The 22,370-nt window shown below is 64.3% G+C and carries 23 protein-coding genes; 3 read left to right on the top strand and 20 right to left on the bottom strand.

The features are described 5' to 3' along the window. Positions 1-66: 66 nt before the first annotated feature. From FHY04_RS17670 to FHY04_RS17595, 16 genes are all read right to left on the bottom strand, one after another. Complete coding sequence (locus FHY04_RS17670) at positions 67-1,734, bottom strand: hypothetical protein (protein ID WP_066773386.1); 1,668 nt, start codon at positions 1,732-1,734, stop codon at positions 67-69. 108 nt (positions 1,735-1,842) lie between these two features. Beyond that, the gene (locus FHY04_RS17665) at positions 1,843-3,159 is read right to left on the bottom strand and encodes a hypothetical protein (protein ID WP_156442286.1); all 1,317 of its coding nucleotides are present in this window, start codon (positions 3,157-3,159) and stop codon (positions 1,843-1,845) included. Positions 3,160-3,243: 84 nt separating this feature from the next. Next, complete coding sequence (locus FHY04_RS17660; protein WP_066773382.1) at positions 3,244-4,563, bottom strand: hypothetical protein; 1,320 nt, start codon at positions 4,561-4,563, stop codon at positions 3,244-3,246. Positions 4,564-4,606: 43 nt separating this feature from the next. Further along, positions 4,607-5,107 carry a hypothetical protein gene (locus tag FHY04_RS17655; protein ID WP_066773379.1) on the bottom strand — a complete coding sequence of 167 codons (501 nt, stop codon included), beginning with the start codon at positions 5,105-5,107 and terminating at the stop codon, positions 4,607-4,609. Between the two features lie 45 nt (positions 5,108-5,152). After that, entirely contained in the window at positions 5,153-5,419 is a 267-nt protein-coding gene (locus tag FHY04_RS17650; RefSeq protein WP_156442285.1) for a hypothetical protein, read from the bottom strand. A 45-nt stretch (positions 5,420-5,464) separates the two neighbouring features. Further along, entirely contained in the window at positions 5,465-5,680 is a 216-nt protein-coding gene (locus FHY04_RS17645; protein ID WP_156442284.1) for a hypothetical protein, read from the bottom strand. Between the two features lie 166 nt (positions 5,681-5,846). Beyond that, positions 5,847-6,518: a hypothetical protein gene (locus FHY04_RS17640; protein WP_066773373.1), complete on the bottom strand. Its 672-nt coding sequence runs from the start codon at positions 6,516-6,518 to the stop codon at positions 5,847-5,849. Between the two features lie 13 nt (positions 6,519-6,531). After that, the gene (locus FHY04_RS17635) at positions 6,532-6,849 is read right to left on the bottom strand and encodes a hypothetical protein (protein ID WP_066773370.1); all 318 of its coding nucleotides are present in this window, start codon (positions 6,847-6,849) and stop codon (positions 6,532-6,534) included. 17 nt (positions 6,850-6,866) lie between these two features. Continuing rightward, the gene (locus FHY04_RS17630) at positions 6,867-7,163 is read right to left on the bottom strand and encodes a hypothetical protein (protein WP_221211861.1); all 297 of its coding nucleotides are present in this window, start codon (positions 7,161-7,163) and stop codon (positions 6,867-6,869) included. Positions 7,164-7,173: 10 nt separating this feature from the next. Continuing rightward, entirely contained in the window at positions 7,174-7,737 is a 564-nt protein-coding gene (locus tag FHY04_RS17625; RefSeq protein ID WP_156442282.1) for a hypothetical protein, read from the bottom strand. 301 nt (positions 7,738-8,038) lie between these two features. Continuing rightward, positions 8,039-8,644, bottom strand: a complete 606-nt coding sequence (locus tag FHY04_RS17620) for a DUF7007 domain-containing protein (protein ID WP_066773363.1) — start codon at positions 8,642-8,644, stop codon at positions 8,039-8,041. A gap of 109 nt (positions 8,645-8,753) precedes the next feature. Beyond that, complete coding sequence (locus FHY04_RS17615; protein ID WP_066773360.1) at positions 8,754-9,290, bottom strand: thermonuclease family protein; 537 nt, start codon at positions 9,288-9,290, stop codon at positions 8,754-8,756. Next, a complete protein-coding gene (locus FHY04_RS17610) occupies positions 9,281-9,466 on the bottom strand; it encodes a hypothetical protein (RefSeq protein ID WP_231728699.1) in 186 nt (61 codons plus the stop codon). Before FHY04_RS17610 ends, FHY04_RS17615 begins: the two co-directional genes overlap by 10 nt. Before the next feature lie 11 nt (positions 9,467-9,477). Further along, positions 9,478-10,116: a DUF6927 domain-containing protein gene (locus FHY04_RS17605; RefSeq protein WP_066773346.1), complete on the bottom strand. Its 639-nt coding sequence runs from the start codon at positions 10,114-10,116 to the stop codon at positions 9,478-9,480. A 24-nt stretch (positions 10,117-10,140) separates the two neighbouring features. Next, a complete protein-coding gene (locus FHY04_RS17600) occupies positions 10,141-11,049 on the bottom strand; it encodes an ArdC family protein (RefSeq protein ID WP_066773343.1) in 909 nt (302 codons plus the stop codon). 88 nt (positions 11,050-11,137) lie between these two features. Next, a complete protein-coding gene (locus FHY04_RS17595) occupies positions 11,138-13,405 on the bottom strand; it encodes a ParB/RepB/Spo0J family partition protein (protein WP_066773340.1) in 2,268 nt (755 codons plus the stop codon). A 189-nt stretch (positions 13,406-13,594) separates the two neighbouring features. On the opposite strand from FHY04_RS17595, the gene FHY04_RS17590 reads away from it, so the two are divergent. After that, entirely contained in the window at positions 13,595-14,092 is a 498-nt protein-coding gene (locus FHY04_RS17590; protein ID WP_066773338.1) for a MucR family transcriptional regulator, read from the top strand. Positions 14,093-14,136: 44 nt separating this feature from the next. On the opposite strand, the gene FHY04_RS17585 is transcribed toward FHY04_RS17590, so the two are convergent. From FHY04_RS17585 to FHY04_RS17575, 3 genes are read right to left on the bottom strand one after another with little or no spacing between them, the layout of a single operon-like run. After that, positions 14,137-18,354 carry a strawberry notch-like NTP hydrolase domain-containing protein gene (locus FHY04_RS17585; RefSeq protein WP_066773335.1) on the bottom strand — a complete coding sequence of 1,406 codons (4,218 nt, stop codon included), beginning with the start codon at positions 18,352-18,354 and terminating at the stop codon, positions 14,137-14,139. A gap of 36 nt (positions 18,355-18,390) precedes the next feature. Beyond that, a complete protein-coding gene (locus FHY04_RS17580) occupies positions 18,391-19,251 on the bottom strand; it encodes a toprim domain-containing protein (RefSeq protein WP_066773332.1) in 861 nt (286 codons plus the stop codon). Beyond that, positions 19,248-19,490, bottom strand: a complete 243-nt coding sequence (locus FHY04_RS17575) for a hypothetical protein (RefSeq protein ID WP_066773330.1) — start codon at positions 19,488-19,490, stop codon at positions 19,248-19,250. The genes FHY04_RS17580 and FHY04_RS17575 overlap by 4 nt, the downstream gene beginning before the upstream one ends. Positions 19,491-19,731: 241 nt before the next feature. Here FHY04_RS17575 and FHY04_RS17570 point away from each other — a divergent pair, with 241 nt between their 5' ends. Further along, positions 19,732-20,001, top strand: a complete 270-nt coding sequence (locus tag FHY04_RS17570) for a hypothetical protein (RefSeq protein WP_066773327.1) — start codon at positions 19,732-19,734, stop codon at positions 19,999-20,001. A gap of 40 nt (positions 20,002-20,041) precedes the next feature. On the opposite strand, the gene FHY04_RS17565 is transcribed toward FHY04_RS17570, so the two are convergent. Further along, positions 20,042-21,334, bottom strand: coding sequence for a hypothetical protein (locus FHY04_RS17565; protein ID WP_066773324.1), 1,293 nt, complete (start codon positions 21,332-21,334; stop codon positions 20,042-20,044). Between the two features lie 27 nt (positions 21,335-21,361). Here FHY04_RS17565 and FHY04_RS17560 point away from each other — a divergent pair, with 27 nt between their 5' ends. Next, complete coding sequence (locus FHY04_RS17560; protein ID WP_231728698.1) at positions 21,362-22,336, top strand: lytic transglycosylase domain-containing protein; 975 nt, start codon at positions 21,362-21,364, stop codon at positions 22,334-22,336. Positions 22,337-22,370 lie beyond the last annotated feature (34 nt).

The raw sequence follows: 22,370 nt of genomic DNA, 5'->3' as shown, positions 1-22,370 counted from the left end.
AGCAGGGCGGTGCTGTCGACCCCGATGCCGTAGGCCAAGACGACGGGTGGCGGGGGCATGTCCATGTCACCCGACCTCCGGTTGGCGCTCGGCGATCGTGACTGACACGCCCGCCGAGGTCATGGTGACCGTCACCGAGCGATCCGCTGGCACATCGACCGGATAGTCGCGAAACAGGCCGCGGATGTGTGCCTCGAGCGCAGCATCCGTTCCCTCGAGCAAAGCCAGAACCCGGTCGCTGGCGTCGCGCCGGAACCGTTCCTCCTGGGTTTCATAACTGTCGGCGCAGCTGTCGGAGCTCGGTTCGAAGGCAGCGCGCTGGAGGAGCGAGATAACGTCCCGGGCCAGCAGCTCCGCACCGCGTCGGACGAAGATCACGACGTCGTCGACTTCGGTCGAAAGATCGAAATCCGGACCAAAGGCGACGTCGGCGTCGCAGGCGACCGTCGTGACCGCGTCGCCGTGGGCGACGGTCACTTCGAGCGTCAGCTGCTCGACATAGCCGTTGTCGACGTCCGAAGGTGCCCCCTCCTCGTCGCGGATGTGGAAGGTGCGGCCCTCCTGCTCGATGGTGAAGCCGAGCGTCTGAACGCGCGCGAGCCCGTCATACCAGCGATAGCCGGCGAAGGCGGGCTCCCCGAACACGAGCGGACCAGCGAATGGCTTATGATGCTGAATAGCCAGCTCGGCAGGCTGCGCCACGATGGCGGCCACGTCCGGCATGATTATCATCGTGCCGTCGTTGAAGCTGCTGCCGGACATATAGCTTTCGCCCGCCGCGGCATGCGGAGCGCACCAACCATGGAGACGACATTCGGCCTCGGGCAGCGCGACGCCGAGCCGTCGGGCTTCCAGCCAGTCCTTATGCGACAGCCGATGCGATCCCTCCAACGCGATAGCGCCGAAGATCGCCTTGCTCGCGGCCTCGCGCAGCGCCGTAAGCGCGTCGTTCTGAACGACTTCCTTGCGAGCCGGGAGCACCAGCTGGAGCGCCGGGCAGTCGACGATATCGACCAGCACCGTCCATTCCTCGCCGCGGCCGACCTGCTGCACGACCGGCATCGGGCACGGGATCGTCAGGCCATGGAAATTGAGACGAGCCGCGCCTCCCCGGCGGTGATGCTCCTTCACCACGCCGATGCGGCACCCGTTCCAGCGCTCCTCATAGATCGCCTCGTCCAGCCACGGCGTCTGCTCGACGCTTTCGCCGTCGAAGGTCACGGGCAGAGGATAGTGACGCGCAACATGGCTCAGCGCCGGCAGGACCTCGTCCTCCCAAGCGGAGTCCATGCGGATGCTGATCGAGGTGCCTCGCCCGATCGGATCCGGCGAGATCGCGATCGGCCGGCTGCTTTCCCACGCTGATGCCGGGATGTGGGCGCACCAGCCTTGGTGGGCGGCCTGGGACCACGAACGGATGATGACGTCCCTACCGGCAAGACTGAAGACGCCCATGCCGGCGGGATCCTCGCGGCGAGCGATCGTGTCACTCCACCCGGAGCGGCCCAGCGTGACGATACTGGCCGGGTCGGCAATGCCGTGACCGTCGTCGACGATGTGCAGGAGACGGTCGCCGGCGCGGCCGATCGTGGACACGGCGACCGTGCTCGCGCCGGCTCGGCGCGCGTTCTGCAGCAGCTCATGCAGGATGTCGCTGACCGAGCCGTTGAACAGCCGGGTGACCTTGTTGATGGTCTCGGGCGCGACACTGGTGGAGATCGTGGCGGGAAGCATGGCGGATCCTTCGGAGCCGTGCGAGGGCAATTCCCCGCATCCGCCATCACCCTCCCTCTCCCCTTTTTCGCCCCTGCGGCGCCGGGATGCGCCGCCGAGGCGGACCGCTCACGGCCGCTGGGTCGCCGCGCGCAGCTTGTCTCGCGCGCCTGCCAGCTGCCGGATGCTCTCTTCGAGGAATAGACCCTCGGATGACGCCTCGGCGGTGGTCGCGGCGCGTTGTCTCAGTACCTCGAGGCGACGCTCGATCGCATCGGCCGTCACGGTGACCTCCTGCTCGGAGAAGGCAATCTCACGGGGCGGTGGAACAGGACGGATCGGCGCGGCGGTCACCGCCAAAGGCCGAGCTTCCTTTGCCTCGCTGGAGGCGAACACGCTCCAGAGGTGTGCCTCGGCGTCGAACAGCGTGTCGAAAGCGTGGCTCGTGTTGCTCACGTTCACGACCCACTGCCGCAGATCCCGCTCCATGAACCCCGGCTCGTAAATCCGCCCCGGCGTGTCGCCATCGTCATCATACGCCAGGTCCATGCCCGCGGCACGAAGGCCGTCAACTGCGCGCCCCGTCAGGCGCCAAGCGTCGAAGCGTGCGCCCTCCTCGGACGCAGTGAGGTAGCAGCGGGTGGCGATGTCCCACGCAGCATGCACCCGCTCGAGGTCGTCCTCGAAGCGCTCCCGCTCGCCACCCGGGAGCAGAGCATTACCGCGTTCCGCCTCCCATGCCTCAAGCATGAGGATGTTGGTGTCCATGAAATCGTGCGACGCGCAGACATTGTCCGGCGTGGTCCGATTCCGGAGCCTCGTCTCCTGCCACTCCTCTGCGGTCATCTCATAGGCGACCCGCTTGGAGAGGCTGCAGGCAAGCGCCTCGATCGACGCGTGTGTCAGCACAGCGTCGTAGTCGTCGCCCGCGTAGATCACGGTCAGCTCGCCGACTGCGTCGCGCCGGCTGAAGGTGAACCTCGAACTTTCGGGAACGTCACGCTTCGCTGGATCCGCGTAGTCGATCCATATCTGAGCAGCCTCGCCCATCGGGCCGACGCATGGGCCGAAACTCGGCGCTGCCTCATGCCGCCAGCTCATCTCCGACCACGTCGCCGGGATCGGCATCATGGTTGCGAGCGGGTAGTCAGGGAAGAGCCACGGCCATTTCGCGTCGACGGCGCTGGTCGTGTAGCCGTGACTTATCGAGACCATGCTGCTGTCGGTGGCCATACCCCGATATTCGGCGATGCGCTCGGCGTCGCCATCGGCGCCTGCGATCAGCTCGCGCAGCACGTAGGGCCAAATGCCGATACCCACGGACACGTTGAGGAAGCCGTTCCATGTCGTATCGTCGGTATAGCCAGGGAAGGTCGGGCCTTCGCCGAACGACCATAGGACGGGACGCATCAGATGGTGCGAAGGGGGATGCTGGGGGTCGGACAAGGGAGTTGCTCCTGACCGGCTGATTCCGGTGCGCGCTTCCCCGCCCCCTCCCCTCCATGGCCTTGGGCTGCCTGGACGCTCTGGCTATCCGGCGTCGCGCCCCGACAGCGCCATCAGCGGCGTTGCTGCACCGAAGCGCCGGAGCGTTGCCGCCATCTCAGAGCGCAGCTTAGCCTTGCTCGAGACGACGACGTCATGGGGCAGCTGGACCCCGTCCGCGCCGGCATAGCCGGTCGCAGGCCGATCATCGCCGACATAGACCCGGATCAGATGCCCTCGGCCGGGTGCCGCGCCGATATGCCGAGCGGTGAACTCGCCGAGCTTGCCCGTCAGGCCATGGATCAGCTTGCCCCAGCGGATGTGCCCTGCGGCCATGTTCTCGTCCGAGCCGTAACCGCGATCCAGCCACGCCCGTAGGTGAGCGCGCTGCTGCAGCTTGGTGTTTCGTGTCCGCTCCATGGTTCGGCAGAGCGGCAGGGCTCCGGCAACAGCGTCGAGGAGGTGCAGGTCTTCCCCCTGCAAAGCGACCAGGACGTCTTCTATATTCCGGCCCATAATCGCCGCTCGGAGCTGGGCGGCCGCATCAGCGTGGCTGACCTGCCGTCGACCGTGTCGCATTGCCTGAGGCAGGAAGCGCTCGATCGTGGCAAAGCCGTCGTTGCTAAGGACGATGATCGCCATCTCGTCTGCGCCCTGTCGCTCACGGATGATCCGCAGGAAGTCCCATTTGGCGCGCTCGGGCGCCTCGAGAGACACGTCCTCGTCGCTCAGAATGATGAGGCGGCGCGACCAACGGGCGGGCCGGGCTTCGTCGCCTGGTTTCGGCCAGCTGCTCGGTATCGGGCGTGCGGTAGCGACCGGCAACGCTGGAGGCGGCATGTTGCTTTGACGCAGCTGCGCGAGGTTGGTCCGGCGCGCTGCGTCGAACAGGTCGGTCCGATCGCCACCACCATCGGTGAAGCCCTGATCGTAGGCCGCGCGGCGGACCTGCAGGGGCACCTCGCTCGGGATGCCGTCGGGATAGCTGTGCGGCCATCCGACATGGGCCGCATACCAACCGTCAGCGTAGCGGTTGGCGACGTCCCAGTCGTAGCCATGATCGTCGCGACCGCGCAGAATGGCGAGATCGCGATCGTTCACCTTGCCCTCGCGCGCCTGGTTCTCGAGGAAGGCGAAGTTTCTCGCCTGGCGCTCGGCCTCGGCTTGCACGCGCATCGCCTCGAAGATGGGTCTGGTGGCGATCACGCGTGCACGGCTGCGGGCCTGACGGTCGGCAAGGGGTGCATCGTGCGGAAGATCCGGAAAGTCCCGCCACGATGCAGCGAGCGCCTCGGCCTGCTCCGGCGTTCGACCGCGCGCCAACCATGTGCGCGGATCTGCTGAATTGAAATCGTCGACGATCATGACACCCTCCGTGTCGTGGCGCCCGCAGGCGCGACGGATTGGCTCAAGCTGCCGCCCAACGGGCTCGGGCGAGCGCAGCTTCCTCCGGGAAGGCCGACGCGAGATTTGTGTGGAGCACCTCGAAATCCGGGATCGGGAATGTCCCGTCAGGATCTGGGCGTGTCGTCTGCAAGGCGCCGATCAGCAGCTCGGTAACGTCGAGCTGGTGGATCGTGGCAACGCTGCCCTTATAGCTGATGGGCGGCGAAAATCCGGCCTCCAGCCAGCTGCCAAGGCCGTTCTCGACCAGGTCGACATAGGCCCCTACCTGTTCGTCGTCCTCATCGTCGATGCGGAGGGAGAGCGTGCGATAGGTCCCGAAATCGTGGCGGTTTGCGAGAGGCTTCAGGCGGCAACCCGCGGGAGGCTCCCCGAACCGCGCGATGATCGCCAGTTTATAGGCGAAGACCTCGTGGGCGTTGACGGTATCGAAGTCCGGCGTCTGCCCAAGCTGGGCGCAATCCTCGTTGGCGGGCGCTCCGCCCAGGTCGATGATGTTGGACATGAGAGGTTCTCCGTTGATCCACCCGGATCAACAGCCCCCCCCCTCTTAACTTTGGCTTGGGTCAGCCCGTCCCGCTACAAAGGCGGCGATCCCCGCCATGCCGATCAGGAATGAGCTTCCTGACGCCAACCACCACGTCACCGGCCCTTGGTACGCGGCATACAGCGCGAGCGCCGCCACGTTCGTGCCGAGGAAGAATAGCAGGAGGTTCTTGATCGACTTTCCGGCTTGTGCGCTCAAGGGAAGTATAGCTGCGCCGGCAAGCAGGACAGGCAGGCAGCCCCAGATCATGGATTCTGCTGACGCGAACATAGGACTCAGTCTATCGTGCCTCGTCTGTCACCGCTAGAGCGGTCATCAGCGGTCGCGATGCTCGGAATAGGCTCGTTGCTGCCTCTTTCCCGCTGCCATCATCAGCGAAATGGCGATGATCTGCGCGGTCAGGGCCTTCAACAATCCGCCGTCATCAAGGATTATCGACATGACGGCGAAAGCCAGTGCGCCGAACGTAGGCGCGAGTACGTGGATCGCGCTGGTCGCCGGCAGCTCGTGACAGAACACGAAATACGTCATGGCGAAGGTCCATAGGAAACAGACTATCAATGTCATCCAGGCGACGTTGCCAAGGTACATAGGGGGCATAACTGCTCCTATCCGCTGGCGCACCGTGAGAAGCCCGCGCACCGGTCATGACAACCGATCGAGCTGTCGATCGATTGCCAGAACAGATGCTGACTTTCTAGCGATCGTCGCCGGGGTGTCGAGCCTCGATGAAGCGAGCCTGTACCTCAAGTCGCTCCCGGCCCAAGGCCTCGCAACCTTCGATCAGATGTTGAACGGAGTCACTGATCCGACCAAGCATGCTGGCGTAGTCCTCATCCAACGCATCGGCTTTCTCGGACGTTGGTGATACCGTCGAACGAGCCTCCCGGTGAGCGAGCCGGACGTCGGGAACGTGTTTCTCTTGGATGCGCTCGAACTCGATGCTGGCCTCGGGCAACACCATATTCTCGGGCATCGACCGGAACTGAGCGCTCAATGCGTTGAAGCGCGCTTCGGCTGCTCGCGCAGCCTCACTCATCGGCAACGTCGGGATACGCTTGGGCTTCTCACCCTCGGCGGTGGTTGAGCTCCTGAACTCGGCGCCGAAATTGCCTGTAATATAGGCCATTACGGCAACGGTGATCCCAACAAAGCACAAGGCGTCCCCAATAGGCCCCTGTATGGTGTCGACGATCCGGTAAAGCTGCTCGAACGGCAGCGACGAATTGCCCTCGGAAAGAGGTTCGCCATCGATCACGACACCGATCATCCACGACGCTGATCTAAGCACGATCACGAACACGAGGATGGTCAAGGCCATGCTTGGCCCGCTCGGTGCTGGTCTCGTGTTGTTGCTGTTCGGATCCATGACCAGATCCTCCTCAGAAACTGCCGTCACGACGGAATCGTCGCGCAGCGGCTTGGGCGGGGCCGTCGCTCTGACCGAGCGTCTTCATCCGGTCCGTTTCCAGCGTCGCGCCGAGATCGCTCGGCAGGTCGGCATAGTCAGCGGCTACCTTGAGGGCCGCAGCCGCGGTTGGGAGCTCGCCGTTGTCGGTGCCCAGCCATGCGACAATCTGGCTTTCGCCTTTGAGCGTCGGATGCGGCCGCGAGACCTGGACGAAGAACGTGCTCAGCGGACGATCCCATCCCACGGCCACCGTGGTGCCGGCGTGACCGGCGAAGGTATGACGGCTCATTGTCTAAGCTCCTTCTCTCAGGCGGCCAGCGTGTTCCACTCAGCGTGCCACGGGCGGGGATGCGGCGCAAAGCGAAGAGCGCCAGGCGTCGGGACTTGGCTGTCCACGCGATCGATCAGCCAGTCGATGTAGTGCAGGCCGATGGCAAGGTCCTCGTCCAGCAGCTCGTCGAGCATGGACGACTGGCGAACCTGTGCGTCAGTCATCATCGACCAGTCGAGGGCGTCGAGGAAGCGCTCTCGGCGCTCAATGAACCGAGCGATGTTTGCAACATCGGCTCGCGCGATGGCGAGGGCATCGTTGATCTGGATCATACGGAGCTCCTCAAGCGGCGATCAGGCTTGGTTCGGAGACGCTCGCCGGGGCGAGCCGAAGGCGCAGCTCGCGCGTCAGGCGCTCGGCAAATCGCGCGGGCCGCAGCAGATCGACCATGCTGGCATTCCGGTTGGTTTGATCCACACCGGGGGCGACGGCGCGATACGATACCTCGCGCCCCTCGAAGCGGCGCCCGACCCGCACCATGACGGCGACCTCGACCGCGGCGAGCAGGACATAACCGGATTCGGAAACCTCGCCTCGGGTCGAGGCGATGGTGTAACTCCCCTCAGCGAGCGCGAGCGCTGACGCGAGATCCTGCATCGCGGCCGTAGCGTCCTCGTGAAATCGTTCCTTGGCGGCCTGGTCGTATTCGACGCCGCGGATCGAAAGGGCCAGCAGCGCCGGGTAGCGCTTCAGCGACTGCAGTCGCTTGTCGCACGCATGACGGAGGACCGATCGCGGCGCGCGATTGGTCGACACGGTCGCCATGTGACGTGCGAGCAGCACCATCGCGGGATCCGTATTGGGGTCTACGCCCGCGTTGCGGCAATCATCCAGCGCCTTGGTCATCGCCTGGAGCGTTATCGCGATCGTGCTGAGCGCAGCGGGGTCCACCGCCTGTTGGTGGCGATAAGGCACATCGTAGAACATCGACGCCGTCTCCAATGAGTGTCGAGCGCGACATTTCACGCCCAAACGCTCACTCCCCCCTCTTCTCCCGCGCCTTCGGCTGCATCCGGGCCGTCAGCCCCTCAGGGCTGGGCGCATTGATAATCCTCGGAGAGTGCCCCGCTCGAAACCGCGAGCATGGGTTGGGCCACTGGAAAGATGTTGCCGCCTTTCGGAAACATCTTTCCAGCGCCAGCGAGCGCTATGCGATCACCTCGACACCGACGGACTTGAAGGTGCTCACCGTATCGCGAGCCTCGTAGCGGTTCGCGTCGACCAGCCCCTTCAGCTTCGGTCCGTCGTATTTGGCAAAGCCGAGATGATCGCATCCCGTGATGCGTTGCCCGACAACCCCGACCTTGCCGGTGGGGACCCAGTCGGCCCAGTCACCCCACGCGGCTTGAACACCGATCTCGCCGATTGCGGCCTCTAAAAGGGCAATCTTGCGGAGGACGTGACTGTCGCTCGGTTCGAGTACCTGCCCGGTGAAGCCGGTATAGTGCTTCGGCCGCCAGTGCCGTGCGGTTTGATGGGCGAGGTCGCGCTCGAGGTCGAACAACGGATCGCGCAACGCGGCGAACTCGGCCTCGAAGGCAAGGACTATCAGCGACCAGTCCACGTCCTCCTCATAGTAGATGCTGTCGAGGCGCAGCGCCTCGGGCATGGCCGCCTGGCGCTCGTCGGACAGAACGAAGCCGCCATGCGAGGCAGTGCTGACCGACCAGATGCCAGGCAGGCGCTGCTCGGCGGTCTGCGGGGCGTCCCATAGGGTATGAACAGGGGCCGGGGTCGAAGCAAAAGTGGGCATGATCGTCTCCTTGATCGATGCTCTCCCCCGCCCCCCTTCTCTCTATGCTCCGGTGGCTCCGCGCTCCTGACGCTTCATAGTCGTGAAGCCGCACCTGTGCACAGGTGCACTAACGCACATGTGTGGGCGCGCCTCTGCGCGCTTCGCAGGAGAGGCGCTCTCCGCGTCTCCATTTCGCTGGGTCGATGAAATACCCAGCATGTGCCCCGAGCCGCTGGCGCTCCGCCTTGTCATAGGCGGCGACATAGCGCTGGGCCCGCTCCGGGTCGCCTTTGAGATAACTTGTTACTGGCACCGCAAGCCCGGCTGCGATCATCGCTTCACCGAGGTCCCGTCCGGCGACTTCGATCGTGCCGATGGGGCGCCCGTAACTCTGTTTGCCCGTCAGCCGGATGGTCGAGGCGCCAGTCTTGAGGAGCTTCGAGGCATAGTCCTGCGCTGCCTTGCCGCAGGGCCAGCACCCCGACGTTGTCCTGCATAACTGACGCTTCTCGAAGGCGTCCGCGCCGAAGAGGCGGATGTCGATCGATACCGTGTCACCATCGATGGCGCGGCCGTCTGCCGAAAGGGTGGTGTTCTGGTCTGCGCGCGGCGCCGCGGCGCTGCAGGCTGTCGCGATCAGAGCAGCGGCGAGGATCAGGCGCATGCGCGCGCCGCGATGCTGTTGTCGCGCTCCGTCACTCGCCACGGCTGCAGTGGATCGTGACTGGCGACCACGATCACGTCGATGCCATGTTCCATCATTCGCCGCGCGACCCGGAGCGCGTTGCTCTGGCTGCATAGCGCGCGCCGCAGCGCGGAGAGAGCGGCTGTATCGTTCATAATAGGCTCCATCATGCCGTCATCGCAGGTGCCGGCGGTTTCGCGAAGATCGTGGCATGGACCTTTGTCTGGGGAACGACGATCCAGGGCAGATCACGGAAATTGCGGATGTGGTAGTGGCCGAAGCCATTTTCGCCGCGGAAGGTGATGCGGGCGCCACGCTTCACCACAACGAACTCGGCGCCGACGTGGTCGTCGCTGAAGGTCAGCGGTTGAGGCAGTCGAATCCGCATGCCGTCTTCAACGCGTCGTGCTCTTCTACGAAGGCGCGCCAGACAGCGCCTTCGCCAATTCAGCGCGTACTCGTTGTTCGTCGGGGGAAGCAGGCGCAGGATTTTTTCAGGGCAATCGTCCGAGTAGGGACCGGCATTCTCGCCCATGTCTTTATAGGCGAAGATGTAGCCGTCCTTCGCATTCGGCGTCCATCGGACCTCACAAATGAGCGCGGTGATGGAGGTGGCGACATCGTTTTCGAGGACTTCGACAGCGGCATACCAGACGCGGTTTCCGACGCATGCGCTGTCGATCACGCGCGCACCGCGCGTGCCGCCACCATCGGCGTCGTTGGTGTAGGTGAATTGTGCGTCCAGATACGCCTTGGGCGTGCTGTGGCGACCCATTCCGTCGCGCCTCATCGAAAGCCATCCCATGGCGGGTTCTCCTGTGAGAATGGGTCATGCTGCCAGCTTCGCCGGATGTACGGCCTCGGCCGAGAAGGTGCGAAGATATGCAAAGGCTTGCTCGGCCTTTGTGGCGGCAACGAAGATCACGCTCTTGTCCGACCGGAGCATACGCAACCAATCGCCAATGTAGCTTGCATGGCTATCGTGTATCTCGGATGGGAGACCAAGATCGCTACACACCATGGCTCCTGTTAGTTCTGCAACCAGCTCTTCGAGCGCGTAAGCCTTGTCACCAAATTTCTTCCCGAATGTTCGATCCAAGCGAGACTGATGCCCGGTCCAGTGAGCGTGCTCATGTGCGAGGATAGAGGCATGAGCGTCGGCGGACCTGAAGCTGCCGGCGTGCGGCATCTGGATGAAGTCGAAAGTCGGGCTGAAGAAGGCTCGGTCGCCGCCCCGACGCACTCGCGACGGTATCGCCGAGAAGAAGGCGTCGATGCGATCCTGTCGCGCCGACAACAGCGCAGGGGTCGGTGGGACCGGCCGGGCATAGAAGTAGCTCGGGAGGCCCTCGATCTCGTCGGCATTGAAGACGGTGTACGAGCGCAGGAATCGGATCAGCTTGTCGGCCGACAGGCCGAGCAGGTTCGGTTGCGCCTTCTTGCGGAAGGTGGAGCTGTAAACAGAGAACGATGGCTGCGCCTCACGGCGGACCAGTCCGCCAAGCTCCTCGGCCTGACGCGCCGTCATCCAGTAGCGGCTTTTGAAGCCGAGGAAGTCGGCCATCGCCCATAGCCAGATCGAGTTGATTCCGAGGTACGGAGTCCCTTCGTGGCGCAGCGGGCGCCCACCTTCTCCGGTCACCGACCACGGACGCTGCCATGGAACGGTGCCGGCCTCGAGCTTGGCGATGATGGTGTCGGTAATTGCGGCCGCGATGTCGCGAGTGCCTGCGGGCATGGCACGGCTCCTCGAATGGACGTGAAAAGAAGCTGCCGACGCTGCGGTGAGGCAGCGCCGGCAGCGAGGTTGCCCAGCGGGTGCGCTGTTACTCGGCCGCGACCAGGTGGTCGGTCGTGTCGTCGTTCTGGTTATCCGGGTGCGGGACCTCACCCGTGACACTGCCGTCGTCGGCCTCGGCGGTCTCGTCATCCTCGGTGGGTTCACCGTCCCCGTCGGCGATCAGTGCGCCAAGATCGTCGTCTTCGCCTTCGCCGTCGGCGTCGCCGATGAGCCCCGCAAGCTCGTCCTGGCCATCGTCCGCGGCCAGCTCGTTCGACGGCTTGTCATTGAACCGCATCGCCGAGGGCACCCAGGCGAGCGCCTTGTCCTTGATCTCGGTTTCGACGATCGCGTCACCGGCGAACAGCTTCTGGCACGACGCCGAGATGTCCGGCTTCTTGCTGCTCGCGTGACGGCTCGTCAGCGCAGGACCGCCGACCTCGTCGAGGAGCGACAACAGCGCGCCCTTGGGAACGCGGTCGAAGAAATTCTCCGACGTGGGACGCCACCAACTGGCAACGTCGATCTCGAGGATCGTGGCGAGGCGGTTCTGGAGCGGGATCTGCTGGGTGGCGCCGTAGCCTTCCTTCGCCTCGAACGACGTCGCGACGATCCACGCCATCCAGGCCGCCTTCGTCTCGTCGGCCAGCACTCGGAACGCCTCGAAGCGAGCGACCTTGTCGGTTGCCTCGGTCCAGGTCGCATCCAGACTGTCGTGGACCTCGGCGAGATAATCTCGCGCACGCGAGTTGGGCACGTTATTCGCCAATACCGGATCCTGCGGCAGCGCGGCGCGGATCGTCGTGCCGTTGCCGGTGCCGCGATGGCTGCGTGCTTCGATCATGGCGAAGATCATATAGTCCAGCGCGAGACCGGGGTTCGCCTGCAATGCCGCGCCGAGCACGTCGCGACGCTGGATGGCGAGCTGATCGAGGAGCACCTGGCTCATCTGCTTGCCGCCGGGGGCGGCGCGGTCGGGCTCGACGATCGCGGTGGTGCTGCCCCGGAAGCTCGACCGTCCAGTGCCCTCCTCGATGCGGAAGGTCGGGGTCTGGATACCACGCGGCGTGACCTCGCCATCGTCATCGCTGGTCGCGTCACCGTGCTCACCATCAGCCTCGCCAGCGACGTCATCGATCGCATCGGGCTCGACCATCGTGACCGTCAGAGGCGTCTCGCTGTAGAAGGTGTCGTCGAGCACCATCTCGCCCGCGTGCGACAGCGTGAGGAACGTGCCGACACGCGACGCGAGTTCGGGAGGCATCATTACCGGCCGATTTTCGAGGGCATGCAGTTCCGCAGCGAGCGCGTCGTACTGCTCCTCGATCGCGATGTACGCCTCGTCAGCCAACGTGCCGCTTTCGAGCTGCTCCTGCAGCGGCTCCAGCAACGCCTCGATCTCGACGGCGCGGGCGCCCTGCTCCTCGGTCATCGGCTCGGTCGGCAGGGCCACCGGATAGAGGCCGCGGGCGGCATCGTAGGTGCTGTTCGATGCGACCGGTCGGATCCAAGCCAGGCCGCGCTCGTCGCCGATGCGCTTCGCTTCGGCTTCCATCTTCTCGGCCGCGAGCTTCTGGACGATTTCGGGGTTCGACCAGCGATCGTCACCCTCGCTGAAGAGCTCGCGCTCGATGATACCGCCGGCGGCTTCGTAGGCGTCCGCGCCGACAAGCAATGCGACCGGATCGTTGCTGCGCATGTCGTCGTTGGCGATCATGCGACGGATCATGTCGGCGTTGTAGTAGCTGCTGTTGCCGTAGGTATTCCAGACCTTCAGCTGGCGGTCATGGCTGGCCGTCGAGCCGTATGCCTTGGCCATCTCGAGGCTGATCTTCTCGTCGGCGAGCGCATCGAAGATCGGCTCGGCGAGGTCGGCAAGCCGCAGGCGCCCTTCCACGAAGCGGCGGGTCACGCCGAACCGACGGGCAATACCATCGATGTCGCCGCCCTGAGATTGAATGATCTGGAAGCCGCGGCACTCGTCAGCCGGGTTCATCGCGTCGCGCTGGAAATTCTCGACCAGCGAGACTTCGGACAGTTCGCTCTCGGGGCCCGTCATCAGCTTGACCGGCACATCATAGTCGTCGGCGTTGATCTCGCCACGTTCGACCAGGAGCATCAGGCCCCGGTAGCGGCTTTCGCCGGCAACGATGCCGAAGTGACCGCGCGGCTTCTTCAGCGGCGTCACGATGAGGTTCTGGAGGATGCCGCGTGCGGAGATGCTCGCGGCGAAGCTCTCGGCCTTGTCGGCACGACGCTTACGGACATTGACGTCGGAGGGGACGAGCTTCGACAGCTTGACGGACTGGATCATGGGAAATCACCCTTATTGCTGAGCATCCGACATTCTCGCCGGACACCTTCTCCCTCCCCCTTCTCTCCCTGGCTCCGGCTGCTTCGGAACGTGACATGTTCCTGGCCCGTTCAGTGTTGCCGCGTGGGCGCTCCGGGCTATGAAGGTGACGTCGCGCCCGCGACCTTCCCCTGACTATCGGGATCCAAGATGAGCGAAGATACGAACCCCGTCGAACTGGCGACCGAGCTGACGATCGCGTGGCTATCAAACCCGAATACACGGACCTCGGCCGACGACGTTCCAGCTTTCCTGAAAGCGATGCACGAAGCGGTCGCGACACTAGGCGCCGGCCCGAATGAGGCGACCGCCGAGCCTGCTGCCGCTGAATATACGCCGGCTGTATCGGTGCGGAAGTCGCTGGCGAGCAAGGACCACATCGTCAGCATGATCGATGGAAAGCCGTACAAGACGCTGCGCCGTCATCTTGCGGGTCACGGCTTGACCCCGGATGATTATCGTCAGCGTTACGGGCTGAAGGCCGATTATCCGATGGTCGCGGAAGCCTACAGCGAAGCCCGTCGGGATATGGCCAAGAAGATCGGTCTCGGACGCAAGCCTGGTCAGAAGCCGGGTGCTGCAGCGGCCGAGGCCCCGGTCAGCAAGCCGCGCCGGACCAAGAAGGCTGCGGAAGCGGCCGAAGCCTGATTGGGTGGCCGGTCCGCCCGTCAGGGGTAGGATCGGCCAACCCTTCATGCCACCTTGAGGAGCTTCTCGAGGATCGTGCTGGCCTCGCCGACCGGTACGAACACGCGCGTCCGATAGGCGATGATCTCCGTGAAGCATCCCAGCGCCTTGAGGTAGGCAAGTTGCTGAGCTGGAGCGCGCTCGATCTCGATCCGCTGCGCACCGTTCACGAAAGAACGGCGGATCGTCATCTCGAACGGCCGAACCACGTCGACGCTGCGGCCCGACAGGACCGAATGTGCGATTGCCTCGACAGGCAGGTCCTCGCTCTTCGCGATCCCCAGCTTGGTGTAGAGCTGGACGACGTGTTGGTCGAACACGAGGCGGCCCAGCCACGAGTTGCCTTGTCCGTCGACGATACGGTTCACCGCGAGATGATCGGACGGGAGTGCCGACCAGATTGGCAGAAGCAGGCCCGTCGCGAGGCGGATCGTCTCGACCTCGGTCTGCCCTGCCAGTTCGGCGACCTCTTCGGCCCACTTGGTCTCGAACGTGGCGCGATCGATCACGTCCCAAGCGGACTCGAGCAGGTCGGTCTCGCCGATATATTCACGCCGGCACGGGCGCTGCAGTTCGAGCCGAGGGATCGGCTGCCCCTGTTCGTCCATCCACGGGCGAGCGTGTAGCTGCAACGCGACTTTGCCCGACCGCCCGTTCATGACAAAGGCCGCATCGCCGGCCCACTGCGCCGTTGTGAGGATGCGCTCCAAGGAAATCGGCGTCTTTTTGCGTGCGATCTCGATGGTGAGGAGATGGGACGTCGCGCCCGAAAGCGGGTCGGTGCGCAGCAGCGTATCATCGACGACGGTAGCGGTGTCCGCGGTGATGGTTTCAACGCCAACGTCGAGCGTGCCCGCTTCCCGGGCTGCAGCGACACGCGTTTCGACGAGCGAGAGGAACTCGTCGAAGATCACGTTCTGCAATCCGATCGGCAGGGCCAGGAGGCGATTGAGCCAGCGCTGGATAGGCGGCAGCTCTTCCTTCAGGCACCCGTCGCTGTCGTAGAGCTCAAGCCCGGTGCGCGCGCAGAAGTCGTCAAGAGTCGTGCTGGTCAGCTTACCTTTGTCGAGGAGGTGGAACCACGTAACGAGCGCGTCCTTGGCGTATTCGCTCTCGAGGTTGTCAGCCGGGTCGAAAAGGTTCTGCCCGCCGGTCTGGCGCTGCCCACGTGTCAGCGCGCCGAGGCTATCGAGCCGTCGTGCGATCGTCGAGGTGAAGCGGAGCTCACCCTTGCAGTCTGTCGTGACCGGTCGAAATAGCGGGGTCGAGGCTTGATGGGTGCGATGCGTGCGTCCGAGCCCCTGGATCGCTCGATCAGCGCGCCAGCCCGGCTCCAGAAGGAAGTGAACGCGCTGCTCTTGGTTCTTGGCGTCGAGGCTGGCGTGATAGGATCGTCCCGTCCCTCCAGCGTCGGAAAAGACCAGCACGCGCTTCGTGCCGGTCATGAAGGCCGCAGCCTCAACCTGGCTCGACCGAGCTGATCGGGTTTCGACCTTCTGGCGCCCCTCGGAGGTGCAAACGAGCCGTTTGGATCGGCCTGTCACTTCGGCGACGTGGTCGGTGCCGAAGTGCTCGATCAAGGCGTCGAGCGCGGACTTGATCGGCGGAAGCCCGCAGATGTGTTCGAGCATGGCTTCACGGGCGGCGATGGCGTCGGGATTGTAGACCGGATTGCCAGCCTCGTCTGCCATCGGCCGCGACCGCGCGGTGCCGGTATCGTCGGTATAGGTTTCCATCTGGCGCGTCGGGAACGCTCGCTGCAGATAGTCGGCGATATACTCGGTGGGCGACAGGTCGATCGTGGGATCGGCGCGCTCCTCTGCCGACATCTGGTTGAGCCGGCGATCGAGGATCGCTTCGGCGGTGGTCACCAGCTGAAGCACGACCGATTGCCCAGCCTTCAGGTGCTGTTCCACCGCGGCGATGACCGTCGGGAGTTTCATCGCGAGAAGGACCTGACCGAAGAACCGCTGCTTGCAGGATTCGAGGCGCGACCGGGCGGCCGCTTTTGCGCCGCTGTTGAGCGTCCCGCCTTCGAGGCCGTCGACGACGTTGGTAAACTCGAGCGCCGCCTCCATGTTCTGATGGATCACGCTCCAGGCCTGCGCATAGGTGTCGTAGATCTCGATCTGCAGCGGCGTCAGCTCGTGCTTGAGGACGTCGTATTCGACGCCTGCGAAGCTGAGCGCCCTAGCCGTGTAGAGCCCGAGCGCTTTCAGATCGCGGGCAACGAGCTCCATGGCAGCGATGCCACCTTTCCGGATCTCGGCGATGAACGTCTCGCGACCGGCGAACGCCGTCTCCGGCCCCCACAAGCCAAGCCGGACCGCATAGGCGAGATTGTTCACGTCGGATGCGCCCGTCGCGGACGCGTACAGAACGCGGGCGTCCGGGAGATGGTTCTGCAAAAGGACGCCGCAGATACCCTGCTGCGACCCATCCTTCTTGCCGAGCGCACCCTCGCCGCCCGCTACGCCGCCCATCTCGTGGGCCTCGTCAAATGCGATGACACCGTCGAAATCAGGCCCCGCCCAGTCTAGGATCTGCTGCAGGCGGCTGCTCTCGGTCCGCATCGAGCGCAGCGTCGGATAGGTGACGAACAGGACGCCCTCTTCGAGGCGGATCGCCTCGTCGATCTTCCAGTTAGAGACCGGCTGCACATCGCCCGCCATACCGCCCAGGGCGGACCAATCGCGCCGCGCATCCTCAAGGAGCGGCTCGTTCTTGGTCACCCAGATGTGGCGTCTGCGGCCCTGCAGCCAGCTGTCGAGAATGCACGCGGCCACCTGTCGCCCCTTACCCGCGCCGGTTCCATCGCCGAGGAAGAAGCCTTTCCGGTAGCTGCGGCCGTCCTCGTTCAGGGTGAGGCCAACGCCCTCCTTGTCTGGCTTGAACATCCCCGGGAGCATCTGCGACCATGCGTGTCCGGCATAAATCACGGTCTCGAGCTGCGACGAGGACAGCATCCGCTCCGAGACGGTGCGCTCGGGAAGGTGCGGGATATGGGCAGGGACCGGTGCCGGGATCGAGCCCATCGCGACCGATTCTACCAGCGCCGTCGGGTGCTCGCCGGCCGCGTCGAAGATGATCCGGCTCGGACGATAGGGAAGATACACTCCGACCTGGTCTGCGAGCGGTGCCGGAGCTGACAGGGTCGTATAGCCGACCGGCAGAACGGCGTTACGAACCGGCTTGTGGTAGGTGCGTGCCACGGCCGGCTTCGCGGTGCGTGCGGCACCGAAGAGACTTACCGCGGCAGCGGGAGCCCTCGCGCTCCGTGCTTCCGACACCAGCTCGGCTCGGGCAGGCATCTCAACCACGTCGAGGAAGTCGAGGACGGAACGACGCTGGATGACGGTGTGCGACGTACCCCCTGCCACCTTGTCGATGACGTAGAGCCGCACCGCGATGTCGGTGCCATGCTTGCGGTAGCAGCTTTCGAGCCGCAGCGACGTGCGGACGGTGCAGCCGGTGAGCACCGCTTCATAGGCAGCTTTCAGTTGCGCGCTCGGCGCGAACCAATCGGGCATGATCGCGACAATCCGACCACCCATCGAAACGCGGCGGATTGCCGCCTGCAGATGGCGGAGTGCCGCGAGATTGTCGGCGCCGCGGCCAATGCTGCGCGAGAACGGCGGGTTCATCAGAACGACGGTAGGCCGTTCCAACGAGGCATGGAGGCTCACGAGCGCAGCCCCATCGTGGCCGGTGATGATGGCATTCGGGAAGACGCTGGCGAGGCGTTCTCGACGGCGCGGATCGATCTCGTTCAGTTGCAGGCCGGCATGATGCGGCACCTGAACCGCAAGCAGCCCATTGCCGGCGCTCGGTTCCAGCACGATGTCGTCCGGTCCGATCGCGGCCATGACCGCTGCGAGCGCGCCGATATCGATCGGCGTCGAAAACTGCTGCAGCTCGATCTGCTCCTCGCTGCGCACGGTTTGCGTCGGGAGCCGTTCCATCAACGCTGCGGCATGCGTCACGCCGGCGATGTCAGCCAGTGGATAGGGCTGCTTGGCGACGTGCAGCGCCAAAGCGTGTTCCAGCATCTCGAAGCTGTCGCGCTGGGTCCAACGGCCCTCCGCGTCGGTGCCTCCGAACGCAGCCGTCATGGCGTTGTTGAGCGCGCGCCGCGTGATCGGCTCGCCAGACGCCAGTGCGAGCGCGATCGTGAGCGCGGCCGGTCGGTCGGTGACAGGCGGCAAGTCGAGGAGGTCGGACATGGAAGGCTCCCTTGGTCATGCTGCCATTCCGGCAGCTCACCGCCTCCCTCCCCCTCCCCTCTCTTTCGCCTCGAGCACCTCCGCCCAATCCTTGTAGGGCGCCGGCGGAAAGTCCGGCACGACGGTCAGGGTGTCGGACGCATATTGTTCGATGCTGCGCGCCACAGCGCGTCGCCCAGCGAGATCGCGATCCGCAGCCAGGATCAGCCGGGTGACCGACGATGGAATGGCCAGAAGGTCGAGTCGTCGTGACCCGAACGAAGACCAACAGGGGAGGCCACGCAGTCGCGACCATGCTTGGGCACTCTCGAAACCCTCTGCGAGCCCTATCGTCGAGGCCAGACCACCGCCACGCCACGCGCCATTGCCGAGGGTCCCGAGCGTCTGCTTCTCGGTGTAGGCGCTCGTTGCGGGATCGATGAAAATCCTTTGGAAAGCGACCAGGCGGTCAGCTTCGCGAACGGCGACGAGCAGTGCTGGCTTGAACACGGTGAGCGGCTTCGGCCCGAGTGGGCAGCGCGGGTGAAAGCGAATGTCGGTCGGCAGCGGTAGCAGGAAGCGCGACGCGAGATAGCGCTCCGCGCAGGTTCCTGGCACGCCACGAGCCTCATTCCATAATCGCTCGATATTGGCGGTGCCTCCTGCGCGGGTCACCTTGGGTGGCTCATAGCGCTGGCCTAGCGGTATGCGGTCGAGCTCGCGCAGGATGTCGGCAGGGTCGCAACCCGCAAAGCAGGTCACAAGGATGCCTCGATCGCCTTGTCGGAGTGACAGGCTTGGCGTCTTGTCCGTATGCGCTGGGCAGCGGCACGTCGCGACGTTCCGGTGCCAAGTTCCCCCGAGCGCGCCGACGAGGTCGACCAGCTTCTGTGACGGACGATTGGCGATCAGGGTCATGCCGGATCCCCCTCGCGTCGCATCGTCTTCGTCAGGCGCGCGATCACATATGCAGCGTCCCGCGCGGCGAAATAGCTGTCGATCGCGTCGTCGTCGTGGAGGGGGACGACATCGGCGTTCGGTTCGGACCGGCTCCGTACATAAGCCGCTAGGGCCGTGCGGGCCGATCGTTCACTGGGATGCACGTCGGTTTGATCGCGACCGTCGACGTCGCGGATGAAGAGCAGGAAGCGTTCCATGGCGAGCGGACCTCGTACCTGGCCGCCTGTACCGGCGAACCATTACCGCAAGGGAATGTCGGGCCACCCGAGCAGCCCATCCTTTCTCCCCCCCTCCGCTCTTCCTCTACCCCTGTTAAATCAGGGCTGATTTCGTATCCGTCCCGTTTACCCAGCGCTAAGCCCAGCCAAGTAGGGTGCTCTAGGAACTAGAATCGATCCGTGCTTGTTTGTCGACGCACGGCCTTAAAAAGAGGTGTGGATGTCTCAGTTTTCGCCAGTCGAGATCGCGAACTGGGTCGCCATCTATCTGGCGGCAGGAATCTGCTGCGGAATCGCCATGGTCATGTCAGTTTCGGTGACGCTTCACGAGATGTGGCAGGCCAAGGTCTGGCAAGATGCCCGCACGATCCGCGGTGCGGCTCTGCTGCTTCCGAAGACATGGTGGCGCTGGCAGAAGCTCTACCTACTTTCCACGCCCGTTACACTTGGCATAGTCTGTTACTTCGCCGCGACGATGAACTGGGGTTGATCCTCAGAGCCTGCAATTATTTAGCGGTCCAACGAGGCTTTTAGAGCCTCATCGCATTGGCGATTTGAATGCCCGCAGCATCGTCCTCGATATCACTCGGGCGTAATGTGAGCAGATCGCCCAGGTGGCGCATGCGCGGGTGGGTCACCGCCTTTGCGGCGAGATAATCGTCGTTGTCGAACCCCATCGCTTCCACAACGAGCGTGCGCAGCTCCCCGGTTTCGCGGGATCTCCCCTCGAGGACGAAGTCCGGACGACATGGGCCATCTGGTGTCATGGTATCGAAGAGCGGCTTTCCGATCGCCAGATCAATTGACTGCGAACGGAGAAGCCGTTGGGCTTCCAAGATCCGCTTGAGGGTTTTCCGCTCGAAATCCGACTCCACCGGAACGAACAGCCGGCCATTGTAAATCGGCTGTGCGTACCCCCGCAGCGGCGCATACCCATGGGCCTCCGGGTACTCGCCGGCGACAACCAGCACGAGGAACGGGCCGCTGATCCTGTTACCCCGCACCGATGGTGACTGAACCCGATTAGCGATTTCCACGGGAGGACCATCGGGCACGTAGATTTTGTGCCCTTGGATCGCGGTCGCATAGAGCAGGACGAAGCCTTGCGGCGCATGCGCCTTTGGCCAGTTTTCCGCGAGGCGTCGCAGCGTTGCATACACGACCTTGGCCTCGAGCGGCCGGGCGTGCGTCCAGATGGCGCGGCCTAACTCGATGCCGGGAGCAATCTCGATCTTTCCCGCCGCGCCGAGGATGGCGGCAAAGGCCTCCTTGATCGACCACTCCGGACCTGCGCCGATCGGCGGGACGCTGTTGGATCCGGCCGTGTCCATTAGCCGCCATAGAAGGCGAGCCAGCCGCGGCGTCGACGCGTTTCGCGTCCGATCGTCGTTGCTGTCTTCTTCCGGCCGTTGCGAGAGCTTCTCCGGCGCGGGCCTGAGCACCTCGAAAAAGCCAGCAGGCGGGTCGGTGGGCGTGTTGGGGGACCGGATCTCGGTGATCCGGTTGGTCACCTGGTCGCGGAAGAACGGGCAGTCTGCGCGATGCTCGGGACGTTTCTCGCTGGTCAGACGTCGAAGATAGTAGGTCTCCGCCTCGGACAGGAACGCGGGTGTGAGGATCGGTGGGGCCGCCTCCGCTCCAAGGCAATTGCAGGCGATCCAGCGGTGACCGATGCGCGCGTTCTGAACGAGCGTGATGCCGGCCTGCTCGTCGTGGAAGGTGCCTTTGCCCACGTACCAGCGTACCAGCGCCTCCCGCAGCGGCTGCGGAAGCTTGATGCGATTTGGACCTTTTCCGTCAGTGTCTCGATGGATCAACCACATGCTCGAAGAGCCTTTGGGCGACGTTTCTTGACCAGTTTCGCCCTCGGCCCCGGTCTTGACAAGGGCAAATCTCTTGATCTCCACTCTTTTAAACAGGGGGTCGAGGAGGTTTTTGTGCAGAAGTTTTACGCCGGTGTGGCGATCGCGAGCGTGGCGCTGGCCACATCTGCTTCGGCCGCGCCTGAAAAGCGCGGCAAGGTTCGGCGCGTTGAGCTGATCTCGATGACCACCGCGTCGGCGCTGCCAATGGCGGAGGGTGATGGCGGACCCGCCGATGACCTCCCAGCACCTGACCTCCCGCCTGAGTTCAAGGTGCACGATCTAAGCCGCCGCTACGTTGAGTTTCGGATGAAGCAGGAGCTCGCGTCGATCTTTCCCGAGGTCAGCGTATCCGACAGCCTGGCCCCGGCTGTAGCGGCGACGTCCTCCATCAGCGTGCCCGATTGGATGAAACCGGGCGTCGGATCGTTTACGGCGCCAGCCTTCGTTCCCGGCTGTGCTCCGCTCGCGTATCGGCCGTCAGGGTTTCTCTCGCGCGAGGCCGAAAGTCGGCGGGCAATTTACTATGGCATGATGAGCTCGATCGCCTGCGAACACGGCATTCCAACTGGGCTCTTCGACGCGATGATAATTCGCGAGAGCCGCTACAATCCAACAGCTCTATCGCCGAAAAACGCCTTCGGCTTCGCGCAGCTGATGCCCGGCACTGCGATGGGGCTCGGCGTGAACCGGTTCGATCCCTACCAGAACATGCGTGGCGGTGCCCGATACCTCCGCCAGCAGCTCGATAAGTTCGGCCGCGTGCAGCTCGCGCTCGCTGCCTATAATGCCGGTCCTGGCCGAGTGCGCGGGGGTCTCGTCCCCCGGATCACCGAAACGCAGGCCTATGTAACCGACATCATCGCCAATTGGTCGAGATTGACCGCAGCGCCTGGGTCACAAGCACTTCGTTCGACCTTGCCACAACCTGCCTATCGCTCGGTCGCACTCGCGCAATTCTGACCTCTCAGCGTTCGCGCCCTGCCGATGATCGACG

This window comes from Sphingomonas sp. BK481 (genome assembly GCF_014194875.1).
GTDB lineage: Bacteria > Pseudomonadota > Alphaproteobacteria > Sphingomonadales > Sphingomonadaceae > Sphingomonas > Sphingomonas aerolata.
Note: the sequence above shows the minus strand (reverse complement) of the source record. Positions and strands in the feature narration are given on the sequence as shown.